Source organism: Pseudomonas sp. F8002 (genome assembly GCF_013385495.1).
In the GTDB taxonomy this organism is placed as follows: Bacteria; Pseudomonadota; Gammaproteobacteria; order Pseudomonadales; family Pseudomonadaceae; genus Aquipseudomonas.
Genome location: NZ_JACAPW010000001.1, coordinates 175,208 through 193,467, shown reverse-complemented (window position 1 = coordinate 193,467; position 18,260 = coordinate 175,208). Strand labels below are relative to the sequence as shown.

Below are 18,260 nucleotides of genomic sequence, written 5' to 3'. Positions count from 1 at the left end.
ACTTAAGGTCACACAGATGGACATGCAATCCCGAATTCGCCAGCTTTTCCAGGCCAGTATCGATACCAAGCAACAGGCGATGGACGTACTTGCACCGCACATCGAGCAAGCCAGTCAGGTCATGGTCAACGCCTTGCTCAACGAAGGCAAAATGCTTTCGTGCGGCAACGGCGGTTCGGCCGGCGATGCCCAGCATTTCTCCTCCGAGCTGCTCAACCGCTTCGAGCGTGAGCGCCCGAGCCTGCCGGCCATCGCCCTGACCACCGACACCTCGACGATCACCTCGATCGCCAACGACTACAGCTACAACGAAATCTTCTCCAAACAGATCCGCGCCCTTGGCCAGCCGGGGGACGTACTGCTGGCGATCTCCACCAGCGGTAACTCGGCGAATATTATTCAAGCGATCCAGGCCGCACATGATCGTGAAATGATTGTCGTAGCATTGACCGGACGCGACGGCGGCGGCATGGCCTCGCTGCTGTTGCCCGAAGACGTGGAAATCCGCGTCCCGGCCAATGTCACCGCACGTATCCAGGAAGTCCACCTGCTGGCGATCCACTGCCTGTGCGATCTGATCGACAGCCAACTGTTCGGGAGTGAAGAATGACCGTTAAACGCCTTAGCCTATTGGCAATCACGCTGTGCCTAGGCATCAGCGGCTGCAGCTCGGTAATCGAAGCGAGCCGCGACACGCCCATCCAGGACGATAAAGGCACCCGCACTTTCGGCAGCAAAATCGATGACTCACTGATCGAGACCAAGGTTTCCGTCAACGTGTCCAAGGCCGCTCCAGACCTGGGCAACGGCGCGTCGCGCATCGTGGTCGTCAGCTTCAACGGCGTGGTGCTGCTCACCGGCCAAACCCCGCGCGCCGACTTGAAGGCCCAGGCTGAACAAGCTGCCGCCACTGTGCAGCGGGTCAAGAAGGTTCACAACGAACTGCAGGTGATGGAGCCGATCACCCTGCTGGCTATCAGCAACGACGCCCTGCTGACCACCAAGATCAAGACCCAGATGCTGACCGACAGCGCCATTCCCGGCTCTCGGATCAAGATCGTCACCGACAACGGCATCGTCTACATGATGGGCCTGCTGACCCAGGCAGAAGCCACCCGCGCCGCCAACCTGGTACAAAGTGTGTCCGGCGTACAGAAGATCGTGAAGCTGTTCGAATACATCGACTGATTTATCGTCAGCCACAAAAAAGGGCGCCGTGCATGGATTGCACGGCGCCCTTTTTATTGACTATTGGTTACTGGTACTGCTGGTACGGGTTGCCCTGGAACTGGTTGTTCTGCTGTGGCGCCTGTTGCTGCTGGGCGGCAGGCTGACCGTACTGCTGGCCCGGGATCGGGCCCAGGTTGACCTCCACACGACGGTTCTGGGCACGGCCATTGACATCGGCGTTGCTGGCGATCGGGTTATCCGGGCCGGCACCGCGGGCACTCAGGTTGGTCGGGCTGACACCTTGGGAGGTCAGGTAATTGGCCACGCTCTGCGCACGACGCTGGGACAGGTCCATGTTGAGCTGACGGCTGCCGGTGCTGTCGGTGTAGCCAACGATCTGGATGGTGTTCTGGTTGAACTGCTTCAGCGAGTTCGCCAGGTTGTTCAGCGGCGTGTAGAAGCTGCTGGAGATCGCATCCGAGTTGGTGGCGAAGGTGATGTTACCCGGCATGATCAGCTTGATCTGGTCGCCCTGGCGCTGCACTTCGACACCGGTGTTGGCCATGCTGGCGCGCAGTTTCTTTTCCTGCTGGTCGGCGTAGTAGCCGTAGCCCGCACCACCGATACCGGCGACGGCAGCGCCGATCAGCGCACCCTTGCCGCGGTTGTTGTGGTCGATGGCTGCACCCGCCAACGCACCGGCCAGGGCGCCCAGGCCACCATACTTGGCGGTATTGCTCACACCGGAAGAGCCACCACCCTGTGCCTGGCTGCCATCATAAGGATTAGGTGAAGCGCAGCCCGACAACAGGGCTACGGCAGTAGCAACAACAAGCAGACGACGAGAAGTGAACATGAAGGAAGCTCCTACTTTTGCATTCGGTGATGCAGAGGACATTGGCATTGGACCTGTGCCGAGCTTGGAACACGACAAACGGTAAAAATTCCATCTCCACACAAGCCCGGCCACACTCAAACCCTAGCAGAGACTTCCTGAACGGTAATTGTCATTTTCTCTATATGTTTCGTCTGATAGTTGCCACTTGGTATCCGAAAAACTACCCACATTTTGCTTCACGCGCGGACAAACGGATTCTCACGCATTTCATCTCCCAGGCGCGTATCCGGACCATGCCCTGTCACCACCACCGCCGCTTCATCCAGGGTGTAGAGCCGTTGCTTGATCGAGCGCACGATGGTCGCCTGGTCACCGCCCCACAAATCCGTACGGCCCACGCCGCGCCGAAACAGGGTGTCGCCGGCAATCAGCAACTTCGCATCGGCGAACCAGAAACTCATCGAGCCGGGTGTGTGTCCAGGTGTATGCAAGGCAACCCCGCAACCACAGGCCAGCTCTTCTTCATCCTCCAGCCAACGATCCGGCGACGGCACTGGCGTGTAAGGCACGCGGAACATCTGGCACTGCATTTCCAGGTTGTCCCACAGAAACTGGTCGTCCTTGTGCAAGTGCAGGGTAGCGCCGGTTTTTTCCTTCAACTGCCCGGAGGCCAGGAAGTGATCAAGATGGGCGTGGGTGTGAATAATGCTGACCACTTTCAGGCCCAGCGCATCGAGGCGCGCCAGGATCAGCTCATGGTTGCCGCCCGGGTCGACGACGATGGCTTTTTTGGTGACGGGGTCGCCGATGATCGTGCAGTTGCACTGCAACGGGCCTACCGGGAACGTTTCGCGGATCAGCGCGGGAGACTGAATATTCATGGGTATTCCTGCAAATTCAAAGGCACACTCTTTTGTACTGCATTCCGGCGCACAGTATGTTCGACCCTGCACCCGATCCGAAAGCGCTCGCGAGCGCACGGCTGTCAAACCCGGCAACTGCTAAGCTACTCTGGCGCCAGTCATACAACGCGCAACGTATAGCGCATGGAGTGGGACTTATGGCGACCCTCAGCCCATTGATCATCTGCGAACACTGCGATTGCGTGTACGAAAAAGTCACGCTCGCCAAACATCAGAAGACCCTTTGCACCCGCTGCGCAGGCGTACTCCAGCGTTATAACGGGCTGTCGGTGGAACAACGCCTGGCCCTGACCCTGACCGCCACCGTGCTGTGGATTTTCGCCAACTTCTACCCGGTGATGAGCATCAGCCTGCAAGGCCTGAAAAGCAGCGCCACGTTATGGGATTCGGTGGTCGCACTGGCCCAGGGCCCGATCACCTTCATCGCGCTGGTGGCGGCGATTTCCATCATCATCGCGCCGGTGTTCCAGTTGCTGCTGTTGATCTGGGTGCTGGGCTTTGCGATGAAGGGCAAACGCTCGCCGGCGTTCAAGCTGTGCATGCGCTGGCTCGAAGCGCTTCGGCCCTGGAGCATGCTCGAAGTCTGCCTGCTGGGCGCCATGGTGGCGGTGTTCAAACTCGCCGGCATGCTGGATGTATTGCCCGGCACCGGCCTGTTTGCCCTGGCCGCCCTCAGCCTGTTGCTGATCCGCATTGCGGGGCGTGATATTCGCGACCTGTGGGACATTTTATGAGCCATCCACCGACCGCCAGCGAGCTGAACCTGTGCCTGTGCCACAGCTGCGGCCAGGCTTGCGACGTCAGCACCGCGCCCGACGAATGCGAGCGTTGCGGCGCGCCGCTGCACCGGCGCAAGGTCCATTCGCTGACCCGTACCTGGGCCTATATGCTGACGGCGCTGGCGTTTTACGTGCCCGCCAACTTACTGCCGGTGATGAACACCTCGATGCTCGGCTCGGGCGCCGACAGCACCATCATGAGCGGCGTGCTGGAGTTCTGGCAGCACGGCGCCTGGGACATCGCCCTGATCATTTTCATCGCCAGCATCGCGGTGCCGGGTATCAAGTTCGTCGCATTGACGTTGCTGCTGGTTACCGTGCAGCGCAATAACCAGTGGGCGCGCAAGGAGCGCTCGAAGCTGTTTCGCTTCGTCGAAGTGATTGGCTACTGGTCGATGCTGGATGTAATCGTGGTGGCCTTGGTGGCCGCCCTGGTGCGGTTCCAGGCCCTGGGCACCATCGAGCCGCGCCTGGGCATTCTGTTCTTTGGCCTGGTGGTGGTTTTCACCATGCTCTCGGCAATGAGTTTCGACCCGCGCCTGATCTGGGAAAACCCACACAACGAGGAGATGCCGGATGGCGTCGCAAACCACTGACAAACCGCAGCCTGCGATCAAGACGCGGCGCTTCAGCGTCTCGCTGGTGTGGATCGTGCCGATTGTCGCGGTGCTGGTGGGCATTTCGCTGGTGGTGCACAGCATCCTTCAGCAAGGGCCGAGCATTACCATTACCTTCAAGACCGGCAGCGGCCTGACCGCCAACAAGACCGACGTGAAATACCGCAACGTGGTGATCGGCCAGGTGACTGACGTGGAGTTGAGCGACGATCAGAAAAGCGTCAACGCCACGATCAAACTGTCCAAGCAGGCTGAAAGCTTCACCCGTGAAGACTCGCAGTTCTGGGTGGTGCGCCCACGTATCGGCGCCGGTGGCGTTTCCGGTATCGACACGCTCCTCTCCGGGGATTATATCGGCGCCGATATCGGCCAGTCCGATACCCGCGCCAACCGGTTCACCGGCCTGGAAAACCCGCCGCCCATCACCTATGGCGAACCGGGCAAACGCTTCACGCTGCACACCCAGGATCTGGGTTCGCTGGATATCGGCTCCCCCGTGTACTACCGCAAGATTCCCGTTGGCCAGGTGGTGGCCTATGCCCTGGACGCTGACGGCAAGGGCGTGAACATCGACGTGTTCGTGCATGCACCCAATGACGCCTACGTCACCGAGAACACCCGGTTCTGGAACGCCAGCGGGATTGATGTGAGTGTCGGCGCCAACGGGTTTGCGCTGAAGACCGAATCCTTGTCGTCCATGCTGGTGGGCGGCATCGCTTTCCTGGCTCCGCCCTACAGCCCCGACGACAAGCCGGCCAGTGAGGAGCATTCCTATGAACTGTTCGCCGACCAGCAAACCGCGCTGGCGCCGCCCAATGGCAAGGCGCAATACCTGACCTTGCGTTTCGATCAAGCCTTGCGCGGGCTTACGGTGGGTGCGCCAGTGGAATTCCTGGGTATCGAATTCGGCAAAGTGGTGTCGATCAACCTGGATTTCGACGAGAAAAAACGCAGCTTCCCGGTCAACGTCGGCATCGTGATCTACCCGCAGCGCCTCGGCGAAGCCAACACCAAAATGCTCACGGTCTTGAAGCATGACCCCAACGACGAAGCCGGCGGTGTGCGCCTGATGGGCAGCTTCATCGAACACGGCCTGCGCGCCCAGGCCCGCAGCGGCAACCTGCTCACTGGCCAGCTCTATATCGCCCTGGACTTCTTCCCCAAGGCCGACAAAGTCGTGTTTGACCCGAACCAGCGCCCCGTCAGTATTCCGACCATCCCCGGCAACCTGGAACAACTGCAGGAAAAACTCGAAGGCATCGTCAACAAGATCAACCAGCTGCCAATCGAGCGAATTGCCGGCAACCTCGACGGCAGCCTGGTGGAACTGCGCAAGGGTCTCGGCCAGTTCAACGCCAAGACACTGCCGGGGGTGCAAAACACGCTGGCCGACGTGAGTAAAACCCTGCAATCCGCCAGTTCGACCCTGGCCGAGGATTCGCCGCAACGGGAACAGTTGACCCAGACCCTGGACGAACTGAGCCGCATGTCGCGCTCCCTGCGAGAGCTGTCGGACTACCTGGCACGCCATCCCGAATCGCTGATTCGCGGTCGCCCCGACAACGCCGCGCCCTCCGACCTGCAAGGGCCACCGCGCAAATGACCACAGGAGCAACCACCATGGCTTTGCCGCTGAAGATCACGCTGCTCACCGGGTTGCTGCTGCTGACGGCGTGCCGCAGTGAGCCCATTCAATTTCATACCCTGACGCCGGTGCAGCGCAGCAATGCGTCATTAGCCGCGGGGGGCGAGATCCGGATTGAAAGCATCACGGTCCCGCCACAGGTCGACCGGCCGCAGATTGTCATCCGCCAGGGTGACAGCGGCGTGGCCATTCTCGAGACGCAATGGTGGGCTGCCAGCCTGGTGGATGAGTTGCGCAGCGCGTTGGTGGATCAACTCGCCAGCAGCCGGAAAAACCTGGCGGTGCGCATTGAGGTCCAGCGCTTTGACTCGATCCCCGGGCAGTACGCCCTGCTCGACGTCAAATGGCGGCTTCGCCAGACGGGCACGGACGAACGCACGCCGCTGACGTGTCGCACGGTGGTGCAGTCGCCTTCCGGCCCGACCATTGACGACCTGGTGATCGCGCAGCAAAACAACGTCAAGCGGTTTGCCGCGCTGCTCAGCCAGGCCGCCGACAAGTCATCGAGTGAGTGCCCCGCCGTGCGGTAAACATTGATCCAGGGGATCGAGCCATGCGCACATTCTGGAAGTGGTATCAGCAACTGCTGGAGAATGACTTCAGCACCCAGGTCTTCGACAATGTGAAGAACCTGCTGGTATGCGCGCTGTTGTTTGCTGCGGGCACCAACGCACTGGCCGGGAAACATGAGCTGTTCCTCGGCATCCTGGCGTCAAGCGTGGCCGGGTGGGGCTTGATCGTGGTCTCAAGCTTGCTGATGGTGCTGAATGTGAGCGATGGCATCCGCCGGCTCGCCAAGCTGCGTTATCACCTGGTCCTTCAGCTGCTGCTTATCCTGATCTATGTGCTGGTGGCAGCCCGCGTGGTGGAAATCGTCTGGGGCTTTCGATCCCATTGATCCAGGTTTCTACCCCAGCAATCCCATCTCCTGCGCCCGCGCCACCGCCTGTGTGCGCCGCTCCACCCCGAGCTTGCTGTTGATATGGCTGGCGTGGGTTTTCACGGTGTGCAGGGAGATAAACAGCTGATTGCTGATCTCCTGGTTTGAACAACCCTGTGCGATCAGGTGCAGCACCGCCAGTTCACGGGTGCTCAGGGTCTCCAGTGTGTGTGGGGTTTCAACTACTGCAACATCCGGCAAGAGTGCCAGCAGGCCTTGGTTCAACAGTCCATGGGGATCCCGGGAAAGCTGCTCCCGCGTCCACTCGGGATAGCGTTCCAACAGGCGCTGGAAAGGTTGCATCGCGCCACCGGCAGCCGCTTCAAGCGCGCGGGCAAACACCGGGCGGGCCTGGGCTTCCTGGCCACCGTCCAGCAGTAACAGTGCCTGCTGGGTCAGCGCCATCAGGCTGATCATCTGCCGGCCGCTGTTATGGGCCTGGCGTGCCAGTTCATCGAGCCGTTGCAGTGAAGCCGCCGGCTGATGACGGATGGCGTCGAGTGCCGCCTGTTGCAACTCGATATGTTGCGGCAGGTGCGGGTGGAACTCCGGTGCGGCAGCGGCCTGTTCACCGTTGTAGGTTTGCCCCAGCCGCGTCAGCCAGGCATCGGCCAGGTCGGTGCGCCCCTGAGCCAGCCATAGCTCGCATTTGACCAGGGTGATCATCGCCAGATAGAAAATCGGCGGCACGTCCCAGATATGCATCAAGCGCTCGGCCTCGGCCAATTCGGCAAAGGCCACGGAGAAGTCGCCACGGCGACCTTCGAAGCTGGCGATCACACAGTGGCCGATCAACACGCTGATATCCCGACAGGCTCGCGCCTCCGTCAATCCGGCACGCAGCCGAGCGAGCCCGGCTTCAGGCTGGCAGCGCATCAGCAGCAAATAGCCTTCGTACAACGCCAGGCGCGCGCGCACTGCGTACAGGCGTTGCGGCGCCAGGCCTTGCAAACGTTGCAGGCCCTGGCGCACTTCATCCAGCGACCGCAGGATCTCGCCACGGGCCTGAAGTACACGCGCTCGGTCGTAATGGGCCAGCGCTTCAAACAATGGATTGCCGACCCGCTGCGCCAACTCCAGGGATTCGCGGTTCAGGCCGCGGGCGCGCCACAGGTCGGCGTCGACAATGGCCAGGTTGGACAGGGTCGACAGGCACATCAACCGCTGGCCATAGCGTTTGTGCGGCAGGCTTTCCATGGCCTCGCTGCAATACGACTGGGTCAGCTCACGATCACCACGGCCCCGGGCAATAATCCCGCTGAGGGCCAGCCATTGCGCCAGCATCGACTTTTGCGCGGTGGCCGACGGGGCCGGTAAAAAACGGCTGAGGTGGCTGGCCAGTTCCTGCGCCGCATCCAGCTGGCAGGCCAGGCCCAACGCCCAGCTGTAGAGCACGATCAGGCGTGGCGTACTCATCAGCAAACTGTCGGGCAAGTCCATTTTCCAGCGCAGCAGCATGCCGACATTCTGCTCCGCCAGCAGTTGCTCTTCGGACAGGTTCTGCACCAGGTTTGCCGCCACATCCAGGTGGCCCGCACGCAGCGCCTGCTCCACTGCCTCGTCGATCAAGCCCTGGGCATTGAACCAGCGGCAGGCCCGCAGGTGCAGACTGGCTGCCGGCAACACAGCATTGCTCGCGCGCCGGGTGCGCAGCAGGTCGGAAAACAGATGGTGATAACGGTACCAATGGCCCTGCTCGTCCAGCGGCACCAGGAATACCTGGTGGGCTTGCAGGTAGCGCAGGATTTCCGTGCTGTCGTGGGCCTCGCGCACGGCGTCGCACAGCTCGCTGCAAAAGCGCTCCTGGGACGCGGTGTCGTAGAGGAACGCCTGGACTTCCGAGGGCAGGCAGTCGATGACTTCTTCGAGCAGGTAATCGCGGATCAGCCCTTCCCCGCCGTGCAAACCCTGGGGCAGCGTACCTTCGCTGCCGGCCTCGGAAGCCGCCAGCAGCCAGAAACGCAGGCCGGCCACCCAGCCTTCGCTGCGCCGGATCAGGTTATCCAGGGCTTCACCACGCAATGAACTGCTGTGGCGATCCAGCAGCGCCAGGGATTCGCCGTGAGTCAGGCGCAGGTCCTGCTCGTGCAGTTCCAGCAAATGCCGGGACAGGCGCAGTCGGGCCAGGTGCCAGTCGGGACGCTGGCGGCTGGTGACCAGCACCAGCAGGCCGTCGGGCAGGTGATTGAGGAAAAATTGCAGGCAGCGGTCGAGTACCGGGCCCTGGGCCAGATGGTAGTCATCCAGCACCAGCAACAGCGGCGCCTGGGTCGACAGGTGCACCGTCAGTTCATCCAGCAGGCCGTCGAGCCATTCTTCAAAGGCGAAGGGTTGGTGACGCTGGCGCATTTTCAGCAGGCCCAGGGATTGGGCGCCCAACTGCGGGAAGTATTGCTGCAAGCCGTCGAGCAGGCGTTCAAGAAAACGTCCCGGGTCGTTGTCCCGGGGACTCAGCCCCAACCACAGGCTTTGCCAGTGGGCCGGCAGGCTCTGGCAGAACTCCACCGCCAGCGAACTCTTGCCGAACCCGGCCGGGGCGCTGACCAGCAACAGACGCCCGGCCAAACCTTCACTCAGCCGTTCGCACAGGCGCGGTCGCAACACATAGCCGTCAGGCAGTGGGGGTCGATAGAAGCGCCCTTCCAGGGTCGGAATCACCGCGCTGGCAGGCCCTTGAATTCGGGACAGATCAGTCATCGCCGGGCTCTTGTAGAAGGCTGTTGTCGGCATTGCAGATGTCCGCAGACTAGCGGTAAAAGCGACAGCTTTGTAGATCTTTGCAACATTTGTCTGAAAAAGACTACAACAAAAAATATCCGGACTTCTTCTGTAACGACCGACACTCTGTGGCGAGGGAGCTTGCTCCCGCTGGAGTGCGCAGCGCTCCCGTTTTTGGGGCTGCTACGCATCCCTGCGGGAGCAAGCTCCCTCGCCACAGTGGTCCGGCAAAAAAAAGCCCCGAACCAGTCGGGGCGTCTTTCGAGGATGCGGCCTCGTTTACAGCAAGTTAGCGAACACCATCCTGACGCAGGGCCGCCGGGGTGAAGTCGCTGGTGGTGGCGGTGAAACCGAAGTCATAGGCCTGTTTCTCTTCGTTCTTCATGCCCAGTGCCAGGTAGCGGCCGGACTGCAGGTCGTAGAGGGTTTCGAGGGCGTACCACGGCACTTGCTTGTCGTAGTAGTTCTCGGCATGGGCTTCCGCCACGCGCCACAGTTGGCCACGACCGTCGTAGTGGTCGATCACCGCGGCTTGCCAGGTGTCTTCGTCGATGAAGAAGTCACGCTTGGCGTAAATGTGGCGCTGGCCTTCCTTCAGGGTTGCAACCACATGCCACACACGGCGCAGCTCGTAGCGCGCCAGGTCCTGGTTGATGTGGCCGGCCTTGATGATGTCGACATACTTGAGCTTCGGATCGTCAAGCTTGTAGCTGTTTTCGGCGATGTACAGTTCCTTCTTGCCTTCCAGTTTCCAGTCGTAGCGGTCCGGTGCACCGTTGAACATGTCGAGGTTGTCGGAAGTCCGCAGGCCGTCGGCGGCGGTACCCGGGCCGTCATACGACACTTGCGGTGCCCGGCGCACACGGCGCTGGCCGGCGTTGTAGACCCACGCCGAACGGGGCTCTTTCACCTGGTCGAGGGTTTCGTGCACCAGCAGCACACCACCGGCCAGACGTGCCGGCGCAGTCACTTGCTGCTTGAAGTAGAACAGGATGTTGCCCGGGTTTTTCGGGTCGTAGTCCTTCATCTTGTCGCGGAACACGAACTGATCGCGGAAGTACACCAGGCTGAACGAGCCGTTGGTTTGCGGCGTGGCCTGGGTCACCAGGCGGGTCACGCTGCCGCCGCGATAGCGGGTGATGTGGTTCCAGATCACTTCAACGCCGCTTTTCGGAATCGGGAACGGTACGGCGGTTTCAAAGTTTTCCAGGCCGTTGCCGCCGGACACCAGGTTGGTGCTGGTGGCGTTTTTCTTGATGGCGGCGAACACATCAGCTGGCACCGTGGCGCCGCGATGGGTCGGGTAGACCGGCATCTTGAAGGTGTCGGGGTAGCGCTTGAACATCGCGTACTGCCCCGGCGCCAGCTTGTCCTTGTACTGCTCGACGTTCTGCGCGGTGATGGTGAATTGCGGCTGTTCGCTGGCGTACGGGTTGGCCAGGAAGCCACGGGCATCCACGGCACCGGCGTTGGTGGGCAGTGGCGACCATTTAGGGATGGTGCCGGCCGCGTTACCGGCCATTTCGGCGCCCATCGGGGTCAGGGTCGTGCCGAGCTTGGCGGCTTCATCCGCCGAGACCGCCGCCATGACGCTACCCGCCATGATCGACAGCCCCAGCACACCCACCTGCAACAGATTTTTAGTTATTTTCATGTTCTGGTTCTTCCTTAAAACATACTGCTTAAAGAGAGTGTGCTTAGAAGTTCACGCCAGCGCTCAAGGCGATAAAGTCACGGTCATCCACCGTGGTGAATTTGCCGCCAAAGAAGTTGGTGTAGTTGAGGCTGACGGTGTAGGTGTTCTGGTACTCGGCATCGACACCCAGGCTGACGGCCTTGCGCCCCTCTTCAAAGTTGCCGCCAGGACCTGGCGAGTAGCCTTTGACGTCATGGGACCACGCCACGTTGGGCTTGAGGTTTACACCGGCGAAGACGTCCGGGTACTCCCAGATGGCACGAGCGCGATAGCCCCAGGAGGTGGCCGTGGTGTAGCCGTCGTTGTTGCAGTTGGTGTTCAGGCCAGCGGCGTTCGGCAGACCGGCGCCGTTGGCCGTCGAGTTGTTAAGGGCGTTACAGAACCCGCCTGGCAGCGTGCCAGGACCGAAGACCGGATCTCGGCCATAACGTGCGTCGGATTTGCTTTCCAGGCCACCGACGTGGGTCACGCCAATTTCACCGACCGTGGTCAAACGACTGGCGCCCATGACCTGATCAAAGAAGTGCGTAAAGGTGGTCTGGAACTGCGTCACTTCCTTGCGATTGTAGCCATGCAGATCCTGGCCTGGCGTGCCCTTCAGCACCGAGGCATTCCCGTAGCCCGGAATCGGCGTGACACCCGCATAAAGAATGTCGGTGGTGCTTAACTGTACTGGCGCATTTGGCCGATAGCTCAACTCACCGCTCCAGGCAGTACCGGTAGGCAGCGTGGTGGAGAAGCTCAAGCCGTAAAGACGAATGTCTTCAGGGTATTCGATGAAGTAATTGGAACTGCCCGCAACAATCAGCGGCCGCAGTGCTCCCAAAGGCCCCAGAGGCCGCGTGTAGGCCGAAGCTGGAGCGCCTTGGGCGCTGAAGATCGGCGCACGGCTGTGGTAGTTCATGAAGTAGGCGCCGAACTCGGTATCCAGCGGCTCGAAGTTGTAGTGCATGGCCACGCCGAACTGGCCGCTGTCGCGGGCGTCACGGTCCGGACCACGGCGCACCAGCACGCCTTCTTCGTTCACGTCCACGCCCAGGGCGCCAAGGGTAGGCAGTGCAGCGCCAGGAATGGTGGAGCGCTTGTTCAACACCCGCAGGTTGTTGTTACAACCATCGGAAACCACATCCGGCTGCGAGAAGAACGTCCCGCAGTTGTCGGTCACCGTCTGGTCCCACTCCAACTGATAGAACGCTTCTGCCGACAAGTTATCGGTCAGCGTCTGCGACACATAGAACATGTTGACCGGGATCAGGCCTTCCTTGATCTCGGCCCCGGGACGACGGAATGCGGACACGTCGATCGGGTTGATGGAGTTGATACCGCCACCAATAAAGGTACTTTCACCCCAACTCACCACCTGCTTGCCGAACCGCACGTTACCTGGCAGATCGGCAATGGTGTAGTTGTGATAGATGAAGGCATCGAGAATCTGCCCGCCAGAAGACTTGGCGCCCTCTTTGCGGTTGTTGTTGCTGACATTCTTGAAGTCCAGGTCTTCGTTTTGCAGCGCGAAGTCATACCAGTACTTGCCCCGGACAAACACGCCGGTGTCGCCGTATTTCAACTCAAGGTCATGAATGCCTTTGAAGATCTTCGAGAAGGAATCACCTTTGTCGAAGTTCAGGTGACCGTCATCCGAGGTTTGCGACAACCCCCTGCCACCGTTGTTGGCACCGATCAGGTCTTTATTGCGACCCGCCGTCGACCAACTGGCCCCGACCGACAGGGAGGAGTCAAAGCTGCCTTCGATTTCACCGATGTTGAAACTGACGCCGAATGCAGGCCCGGCGAGCGTAGAGGCGAGGCTGACGGCCAAGGGCAGTTTTGCCCGGCGCCAGAACTGGTTTGCTGAGATCATCGACGCTACTCCATGTGCATTATTGTTATGGCAGTGAGTCGTTTCCAAGGGCTTGTAACGGCCGGAATACAACGATTCCAATGCCGGGCGAACACATGAACCCGCCGGGCTCACAGCACCGCACCTTGAAAAACTCTGGGATGAACTATAGCCAGCAGGGGGTACCGCTTGATCCCTCTAAAGTGTGATTTGCATCACCAACCCGTCTGCCACAGTCCTTTTCGCCATGCTGACGAAGGTCAGCGACGGAAGGATGGCTGAAAATTGGCAAATCACAAGTGAAGGCTTGGACTAGAGCGCTGCCGTGCCCACGAGGGCACGGCAAGCAGCGTCAGAGAGTAGAGAGGAAGGTGCTGTTGTTGGCCTGCCATTCGATGATGTCGACACGGATACGTTTTTTGTCGAGCTTGCCGACGCTGGTCTTGGGAATTTCCGTAACAACGGCGATCTGGCTTGGAATCGCCCACTTGCTCAGGTGGCCCAATTCCACGAATGGCTTGAGATGTTCCTTCAGCTCCTTGGCCCCTATCACATGGCCATCACGCACCACCAGCAACGCAAACGGGCGCTCACCCCACTGCGGGTCGGCAATCCCCACCACCGCTACTTCGCGTACCGCCGGGTGGCGGCTGACCAGGTCCTCAAGGGCCAGCGAGGAGATCCACTCGCCGCCGGTCTTGATCACGTCCTTGATGCGGTCGCGAATATCGATCACGCCGAAGGCATCGAGGGTGGCCACATCGCCGGTGTGCATCCAGCCGCCGGCCCACAACTCAGCGCCCTTCTGCGGCTCGTTGAAATAGCCTTCGCTGAGCCATGGCGCGCGCAGCACCAGCTCGCCCTGGGATTCACCGTCGGCGGGCAGGAAGTTGCCCTCGCCATCGATGATCGCCGCTTCCACCAATGGCCCGGGCACGCCAGCCTTGATGCGGTAAGTGGTGCGCTCGTCTTCGGTACCCGCCATCAGTTCTTCATTGAGGTGGGCGCAGGACACCAGCGGCCCGGTCTCGGACATGCCGTACGCCGCCGTCAGCTGAATCCCGCGGGCCTTGGAGGCTTCATACAGCGAACGATTGAGGGCGCTGCCACCGATGACGATTTTCCATCCGCCGAAATCCACGCCCTGGCCGGCCTTGGCGTTGAGCACCATTTGCAGGATGGTCGGCACACAATGGGAGAAGGTGACCTTCTCCTTGCGCCACAGCTCCACCAGGTATTCGGGGTCGTAGCGGCCTGGATAAACCTGCTTCAGGCCGAGCATGGTCGCCACATACGGCAAGCCCCAGGCGTGCACGTGGAACATCGGAGTGATCGGCATGTAGACGTCGTTGGTGCCCAACAGACGCACGCTGTCGACGCTGCCCATGATGGTCGCCACGCCCATGGTGTGCAGCACCAGTTGGCGGTGGGTGAAGTACACGCCCTTGGGATTGCCCGTGGTGCCGGTGGTGTAGAAGGTGGTGGCGACGGAGTTTTCGTCGAAATCCTCGAAGTCATAGCGGGGGCTCGCCGCCGCCAGCAACGTTTCGTACTCACCCACGAGGTTGGGCAGCTCGGCGGTTTTGTCCGCGCCGTCGGTGAGCAGCAGGGTTTTGTCGACGGTGGTGAGGTGGCCGGCGATGGCCTGGTAGAGCCCCACGAACTCGCTGTTGACCAGCACAAAGCGGTCCTCGGCGTGGTTCATGGTGTACAGAATCTGTTCCGGGGACAGGCGCACGTTGATGGTGTGGATTACCGCACCAATCATCGGAATGGCAAACATGCATTCCAGGTAGCGATGGCTGTCCCAGTCCATCACGGCCACGGTATCACCGGCCTTGACCCCGGCCTCGGTCAGCACATTGGCCAGGCGGGCGACGCGCTCGATCAGGGTCGGATAGGTGTAGCGCAACTGGTCGCGGTAGACGATTTCCCGGGTCTTCTCGTAGCGTGTCCCGGACATCAACAGGCGTTTGATCAACAGCGGGTATTGGTAGGCGCCTTCGGCGGGCGGGATAACACGAGTCTGCAACATACGAATCCCTTATCTGACTGCACGGTCTTGGCTGAAACATCTGCACTTTAGAGCGCTTATGTTTCAGCCAAATCACCCAAAGGAATGATTTGCAGAACCCAATGAATGCTAGCTTTGCGCCAGCATCCGGCTTATTTCATGCTGGTAAACGCCAGCTTCACGCCGATGGCAATCAGCACCGCGCCCATGGTGCGGTCGAACCAGTGGCCCATGCGTGCAAAACCGGCGCGTACGCGTTGCTGGCTGAACAGCATGGCCACCAGGCAAAACCAGATCGCGGTCGCCACGGCCAGGTACACGCCGTAACCGGCCTGGACCGCCAACGGCGTGTGGGGATTGATCACCACGGTGAACAGCGACAGGAAGAACAGCGTGGCCTTGGGGTTCAAGCCGTTGGTGACAAACCCTGAGGTAAACGCACCACGGGCAGTGCGCTCGCCCGCTTCCAGGTGCAGGTCTTCTTCACTGGCAGGCTTGGCCGGCTGGGCGCGCAGGGCCTTGAAGCCGATGTACAGCAGGTAGGCCGCCGCCGCCCATTTCAGCGCATTGAACAGCACGATGGACTGGGACACGATCAAGCCGATGCCCAGCAGCGAATACCCCACGTGCAGGAAAATCGCCGAACCGACGCCCAATGCCGTCCAGGTGCCGGCACGTCGGCCATGGGTCACGCTTTCACGTACCACCACGGCGAAATCCGGGCCAGGGCTGGCCACCGCCAACAGGTGAATCAGTGCCACGGTCAAGAACTCGGTGAGGTACATGCACACTCCAGGAAGTAACTGATTATTTCATCTGATAGGCTCGGCAGATTACGCCTTCGAACCTCGTCGCAAAAGGTACAGTTGATAATGAACAATCGCCGCGCCGTCTTCCTTGATCACCCTTCCCTGGACCTCGGGGACCTGGACCTCAGCGGGTTGCGGGCACTCTTCAGCGAGCTGAGCCTGCACCAGCAGACCACACCCGAAAACATTATCGAACGCCTGCAAGGCGCGCAGGTGGCCATCAGCAACAAGATCGCGCTGAATGCCGAGACCCTGGCGGCCTGCCCCGAGCTGAAGCTGATCCTGGTGACCGCCACCGGCACCAACAACGTCGACCTCGCCGCCGCCCGCGCCCACGGCGTTACCGTGAGCAATTGCCAGGGTTACGGCACGCCATCGGTGGCGCAGCATACGATCATGCTGCTGCTGAACCTGGCGACGCGCCTGAACGACTATCAACGGGATGTGCAGGCGGGGCACTGGCAACAAGCCAAGCAGTTCTGCCTGCTGGACTACCCGATCGTCGAACTGGAAGGCAAAACCCTCGGGCTGCTGGGCCATGGTGAATTGGGCGGTGCCGTTGCGCGCCTGGCTGAAGCCTTTGGCATGCGCGTGATCCTGGGTGCGATTCCAGGCCGCCCGGCCCGCGCCGATCGCGTGCCGCTGGATGAGTTGCTGGCGCAGGTCGACGCGCTGACCCTGCACTGCCCGCTCAACGAACACACCCGCGACTTTATCGGTGCCCGTGAACTCGCCTTGCTCAAGCCCGGCGCGTTTATCGTCAACACCGCCCGTGGTGGCTTGATCAACGAACAGGCCCTGGCCGATGCCTTGCGCAGTGGGCACCTGGGCGGCGCGGCGACCGATGTATTGAGCGTGGAACCGCCGGTGAACGGCAACCCGTTGCTGGCCGGCGACATCCCGCGCTTGATCGTCACCCCGCACAACGCCTGGGGCAGCCGCGAAGCCCGGCAGCGGATCGTCGGCCAATTGATCGAAAACGCCGAGGGCTTTTTCTGCGGCGCCCCGCTGCGCGTCGTCAGTTGATAAACTGCGCCCCTTTTCAAGGAGCAGACCATGGATCCGCGCAGTGAAGTACTGCTTCGCCAGGCCGAACTTTTTCAAGGCGACGTGCTGCTGGTGGGCTTGCCCGCCGACGACCTGCTGGGCCGCCTGCCCAATGCCCATGGCTGGAGCTGGCACGCCGGCGACCAGGCCGCACTGGACGCACGTTTTGCCGAGCGCAGCCAGTTCGGTGTGAACGTGCCCGAGCGTTCGTTCGAGACCGCGGTGGTGTTCCTGCCCAAGTCCAAGGACCTCACCGACTACCTGCTCAATGCCGTGGCGGCGCGTTTGCCCGGCAAGGAGTTGTACCTGGTGGGGGAGAAGAAAGGCGGCATCGAAAGCGCGGCCAAGCAACTGAATCCGTTCGGCAAGCCGCGCAAGCTCGACAACGCGCGGCACTGCCAGTTGTGGCTGGTGACGGTGGCCAACGCCCCCGAGCCGGTAGAACTGGAGAGCCTGGCGCAGGTGTTCGAGGTGCCGCTGGCTGAGGGCCCGCTCAAGGTGGTGAGCCTGCCGGGCGTGTTCAGCCACGGTCGCCTGGATCGCGGCACGGCGTTGCTGCTGGAGCACCTGGACAAGTTGCCGAGCGGTCACTTGCTGGATTTCGGTTGTGGCGCGGGTGTGCTCGGGGCAGCGGTCAAGCGTCGCTACCCGCATAACACGGTGACAATGCTCGACGTGGATGCCTTTGCCGCTGCCAGCAGTCGCCTGACACTGGCGGCCAATGGCCTGGAAGCCGAGGTGTTGACCGGTGATGGCATCGACGCTGCTCCGATGAATCTGAACGCGATTCTGAGCAACCCGCCGTTCCACGTCGGGGTGCACACCGATTATTTCGCCACCGAGAACCTGCTGCGAAAAGCGGCCAAACATCTGGCAAAAGGCGGAGAACTTCGCTTGGTCGCCAACAGCTTCCTGAAGTATCAGCCGCTGATTGAAGAGCATCTTGGGGTGTGCGCAATCAAGGCAGAAGGCCAGGGTTTTCGCATTTACCGTGCCAAGCGCGGCTGAGATCTTTTTCCAAAAGAAGGCTTGCCGAATGGATTTTGCCTAGGCAGAATCCGCTCCGTCCTAGGGGAGTAGTCTCCCACGAGCGCCACGCTCGTCCGGCATACGTCAACATACTTGGTCAACAGGCCATGGCGTATGCGACCCAGGAGTCCGCACAGACGGACCGGGGTTTGACAAGACCTATGACACGAACACCTTACCCGGGGCGGGAAGGCT

Annotated in this window: 16 protein-coding genes and 1 riboswitch; of the genes, 9 read left to right on the top strand and 7 right to left on the bottom strand. The window is 61.0% G+C overall.

Annotation, left to right across the window (positions count from 1 at the left end):
* Nucleotides 1-16: 16 nt before the first annotated feature.
* Both HX811_RS00935 and HX811_RS00930 read left to right on the top strand, forming a co-directional pair.
* Nucleotides 17-610: a phosphoheptose isomerase gene (locus HX811_RS00935; RefSeq protein WP_003216190.1), complete on the top strand. Its 594-nt coding sequence runs from the start codon at nucleotides 17-19 to the stop codon at nucleotides 608-610.
* Nucleotides 607-1,188 carry a BON domain-containing protein gene (locus tag HX811_RS00930; protein WP_087692852.1) on the top strand — a complete coding sequence of 194 codons (582 nt, stop codon included), beginning with the start codon at nucleotides 607-609 and terminating at the stop codon, nucleotides 1,186-1,188. Before HX811_RS00935 ends, HX811_RS00930 begins: the two co-directional genes overlap by 4 nt.
* Before the next feature lie 67 nt (nucleotides 1,189-1,255).
* Here the strand turns inward: HX811_RS00930 and HX811_RS00925 are convergent, their stop codons facing one another.
* Together HX811_RS00925 and HX811_RS00920 are read right to left on the bottom strand one after the other, a co-directional pair.
* Nucleotides 1,256-2,026: an OmpA family protein gene (locus HX811_RS00925; RefSeq protein ID WP_032899265.1), complete on the bottom strand. Its 771-nt coding sequence runs from the start codon at nucleotides 2,024-2,026 to the stop codon at nucleotides 1,256-1,258.
* Between the two features lie 218 nt (nucleotides 2,027-2,244).
* Nucleotides 2,245-2,889 carry an MBL fold metallo-hydrolase gene (locus HX811_RS00920; RefSeq protein ID WP_177040264.1) on the bottom strand — a complete coding sequence of 215 codons (645 nt, stop codon included), beginning with the start codon at nucleotides 2,887-2,889 and terminating at the stop codon, nucleotides 2,245-2,247.
* A 179-nt stretch (nucleotides 2,890-3,068) separates the two neighbouring features.
* On the opposite strand from HX811_RS00920, the gene HX811_RS00915 reads away from it, so the two are divergent.
* The 5 genes from HX811_RS00915 to HX811_RS00895 are packed head-to-tail and all read left to right on the top strand — an operon-like array spanning nucleotide 3,069 to nucleotide 6,870.
* Nucleotides 3,069-3,665, top strand: coding sequence for a paraquat-inducible protein A (locus tag HX811_RS00915; RefSeq protein ID WP_177044377.1), 597 nt, complete (start codon nucleotides 3,069-3,071; stop codon nucleotides 3,663-3,665).
* Entirely contained in the window at nucleotides 3,662-4,306 is a 645-nt protein-coding gene (locus HX811_RS00910) for a paraquat-inducible protein A (protein ID WP_177044376.1), read from the top strand. Before HX811_RS00915 ends, HX811_RS00910 begins: the two co-directional genes overlap by 4 nt.
* Entirely contained in the window at nucleotides 4,287-5,930 is a 1,644-nt protein-coding gene (locus HX811_RS00905) for an intermembrane transport protein PqiB (RefSeq protein WP_177044375.1), read from the top strand. The genes HX811_RS00910 and HX811_RS00905 overlap by 20 nt, the downstream gene beginning before the upstream one ends.
* Before the next feature lie 17 nt (nucleotides 5,931-5,947).
* A complete protein-coding gene (locus HX811_RS00900) occupies nucleotides 5,948-6,502 on the top strand; it encodes a membrane integrity-associated transporter subunit PqiC (protein ID WP_008434246.1) in 555 nt (184 codons plus the stop codon).
* A gap of 23 nt (nucleotides 6,503-6,525) precedes the next feature.
* Nucleotides 6,526-6,870 carry a hypothetical protein gene (locus HX811_RS00895; protein ID WP_003216175.1) on the top strand — a complete coding sequence of 115 codons (345 nt, stop codon included), beginning with the start codon at nucleotides 6,526-6,528 and terminating at the stop codon, nucleotides 6,868-6,870.
* Between the two features lie 9 nt (nucleotides 6,871-6,879).
* On the opposite strand, the gene HX811_RS00890 is transcribed toward HX811_RS00895, so the two are convergent.
* The 5 genes from HX811_RS00890 to HX811_RS00870 form a co-directional block, all read right to left on the bottom strand.
* Nucleotides 6,880-9,609: a LuxR C-terminal-related transcriptional regulator gene (locus HX811_RS00890; RefSeq protein ID WP_177044374.1), complete on the bottom strand. Its 2,730-nt coding sequence runs from the start codon at nucleotides 9,607-9,609 to the stop codon at nucleotides 6,880-6,882.
* 310 nt (nucleotides 9,610-9,919) lie between these two features.
* Nucleotides 9,920-11,284 (bottom strand): DUF1329 domain-containing protein, encoded by a 1,365-nt coding sequence (locus HX811_RS00885; RefSeq protein WP_008434250.1) that lies wholly within the window; start codon nucleotides 11,282-11,284, stop codon nucleotides 9,920-9,922.
* Between the two features lie 43 nt (nucleotides 11,285-11,327).
* Nucleotides 11,328-13,187 carry a DUF1302 domain-containing protein gene (locus HX811_RS00880; RefSeq protein WP_177044373.1) on the bottom strand — a complete coding sequence of 620 codons (1,860 nt, stop codon included), beginning with the start codon at nucleotides 13,185-13,187 and terminating at the stop codon, nucleotides 11,328-11,330.
* Between the two features lie 331 nt (nucleotides 13,188-13,518).
* On the bottom strand, nucleotides 13,519-15,201 hold the full coding sequence (locus HX811_RS00875; RefSeq protein ID WP_003216170.1) for a fatty acid--CoA ligase: 1,683 nt from the start codon (nucleotides 15,199-15,201) through the stop codon (nucleotides 13,519-13,521).
* 131 nt (nucleotides 15,202-15,332) lie between these two features.
* Nucleotides 15,333-15,965: a LysE family translocator gene (locus HX811_RS00870; RefSeq protein WP_003216169.1), complete on the bottom strand. Its 633-nt coding sequence runs from the start codon at nucleotides 15,963-15,965 to the stop codon at nucleotides 15,333-15,335.
* A gap of 87 nt (nucleotides 15,966-16,052) precedes the next feature.
* Between HX811_RS00870 and HX811_RS00865 the strand changes: the two genes are divergently transcribed.
* Nucleotides 16,053-17,015: a 2-hydroxyacid dehydrogenase gene (locus HX811_RS00865; RefSeq protein ID WP_218172219.1), complete on the top strand. Its 963-nt coding sequence runs from the start codon at nucleotides 16,053-16,055 to the stop codon at nucleotides 17,013-17,015.
* A gap of 30 nt (nucleotides 17,016-17,045) precedes the next feature.
* Nucleotides 17,046-18,044 carry a class I SAM-dependent methyltransferase gene (locus HX811_RS00860; RefSeq protein WP_008434258.1) on the top strand — a complete coding sequence of 333 codons (999 nt, stop codon included), beginning with the start codon at nucleotides 17,046-17,048 and terminating at the stop codon, nucleotides 18,042-18,044.
* A 51-nt stretch (nucleotides 18,045-18,095) separates the two neighbouring features.
* A riboswitch (yybP-ykoY riboswitch) is annotated at nucleotides 18,096-18,215 on the top strand.
* Nucleotides 18,216-18,260 lie beyond the last annotated feature (45 nt).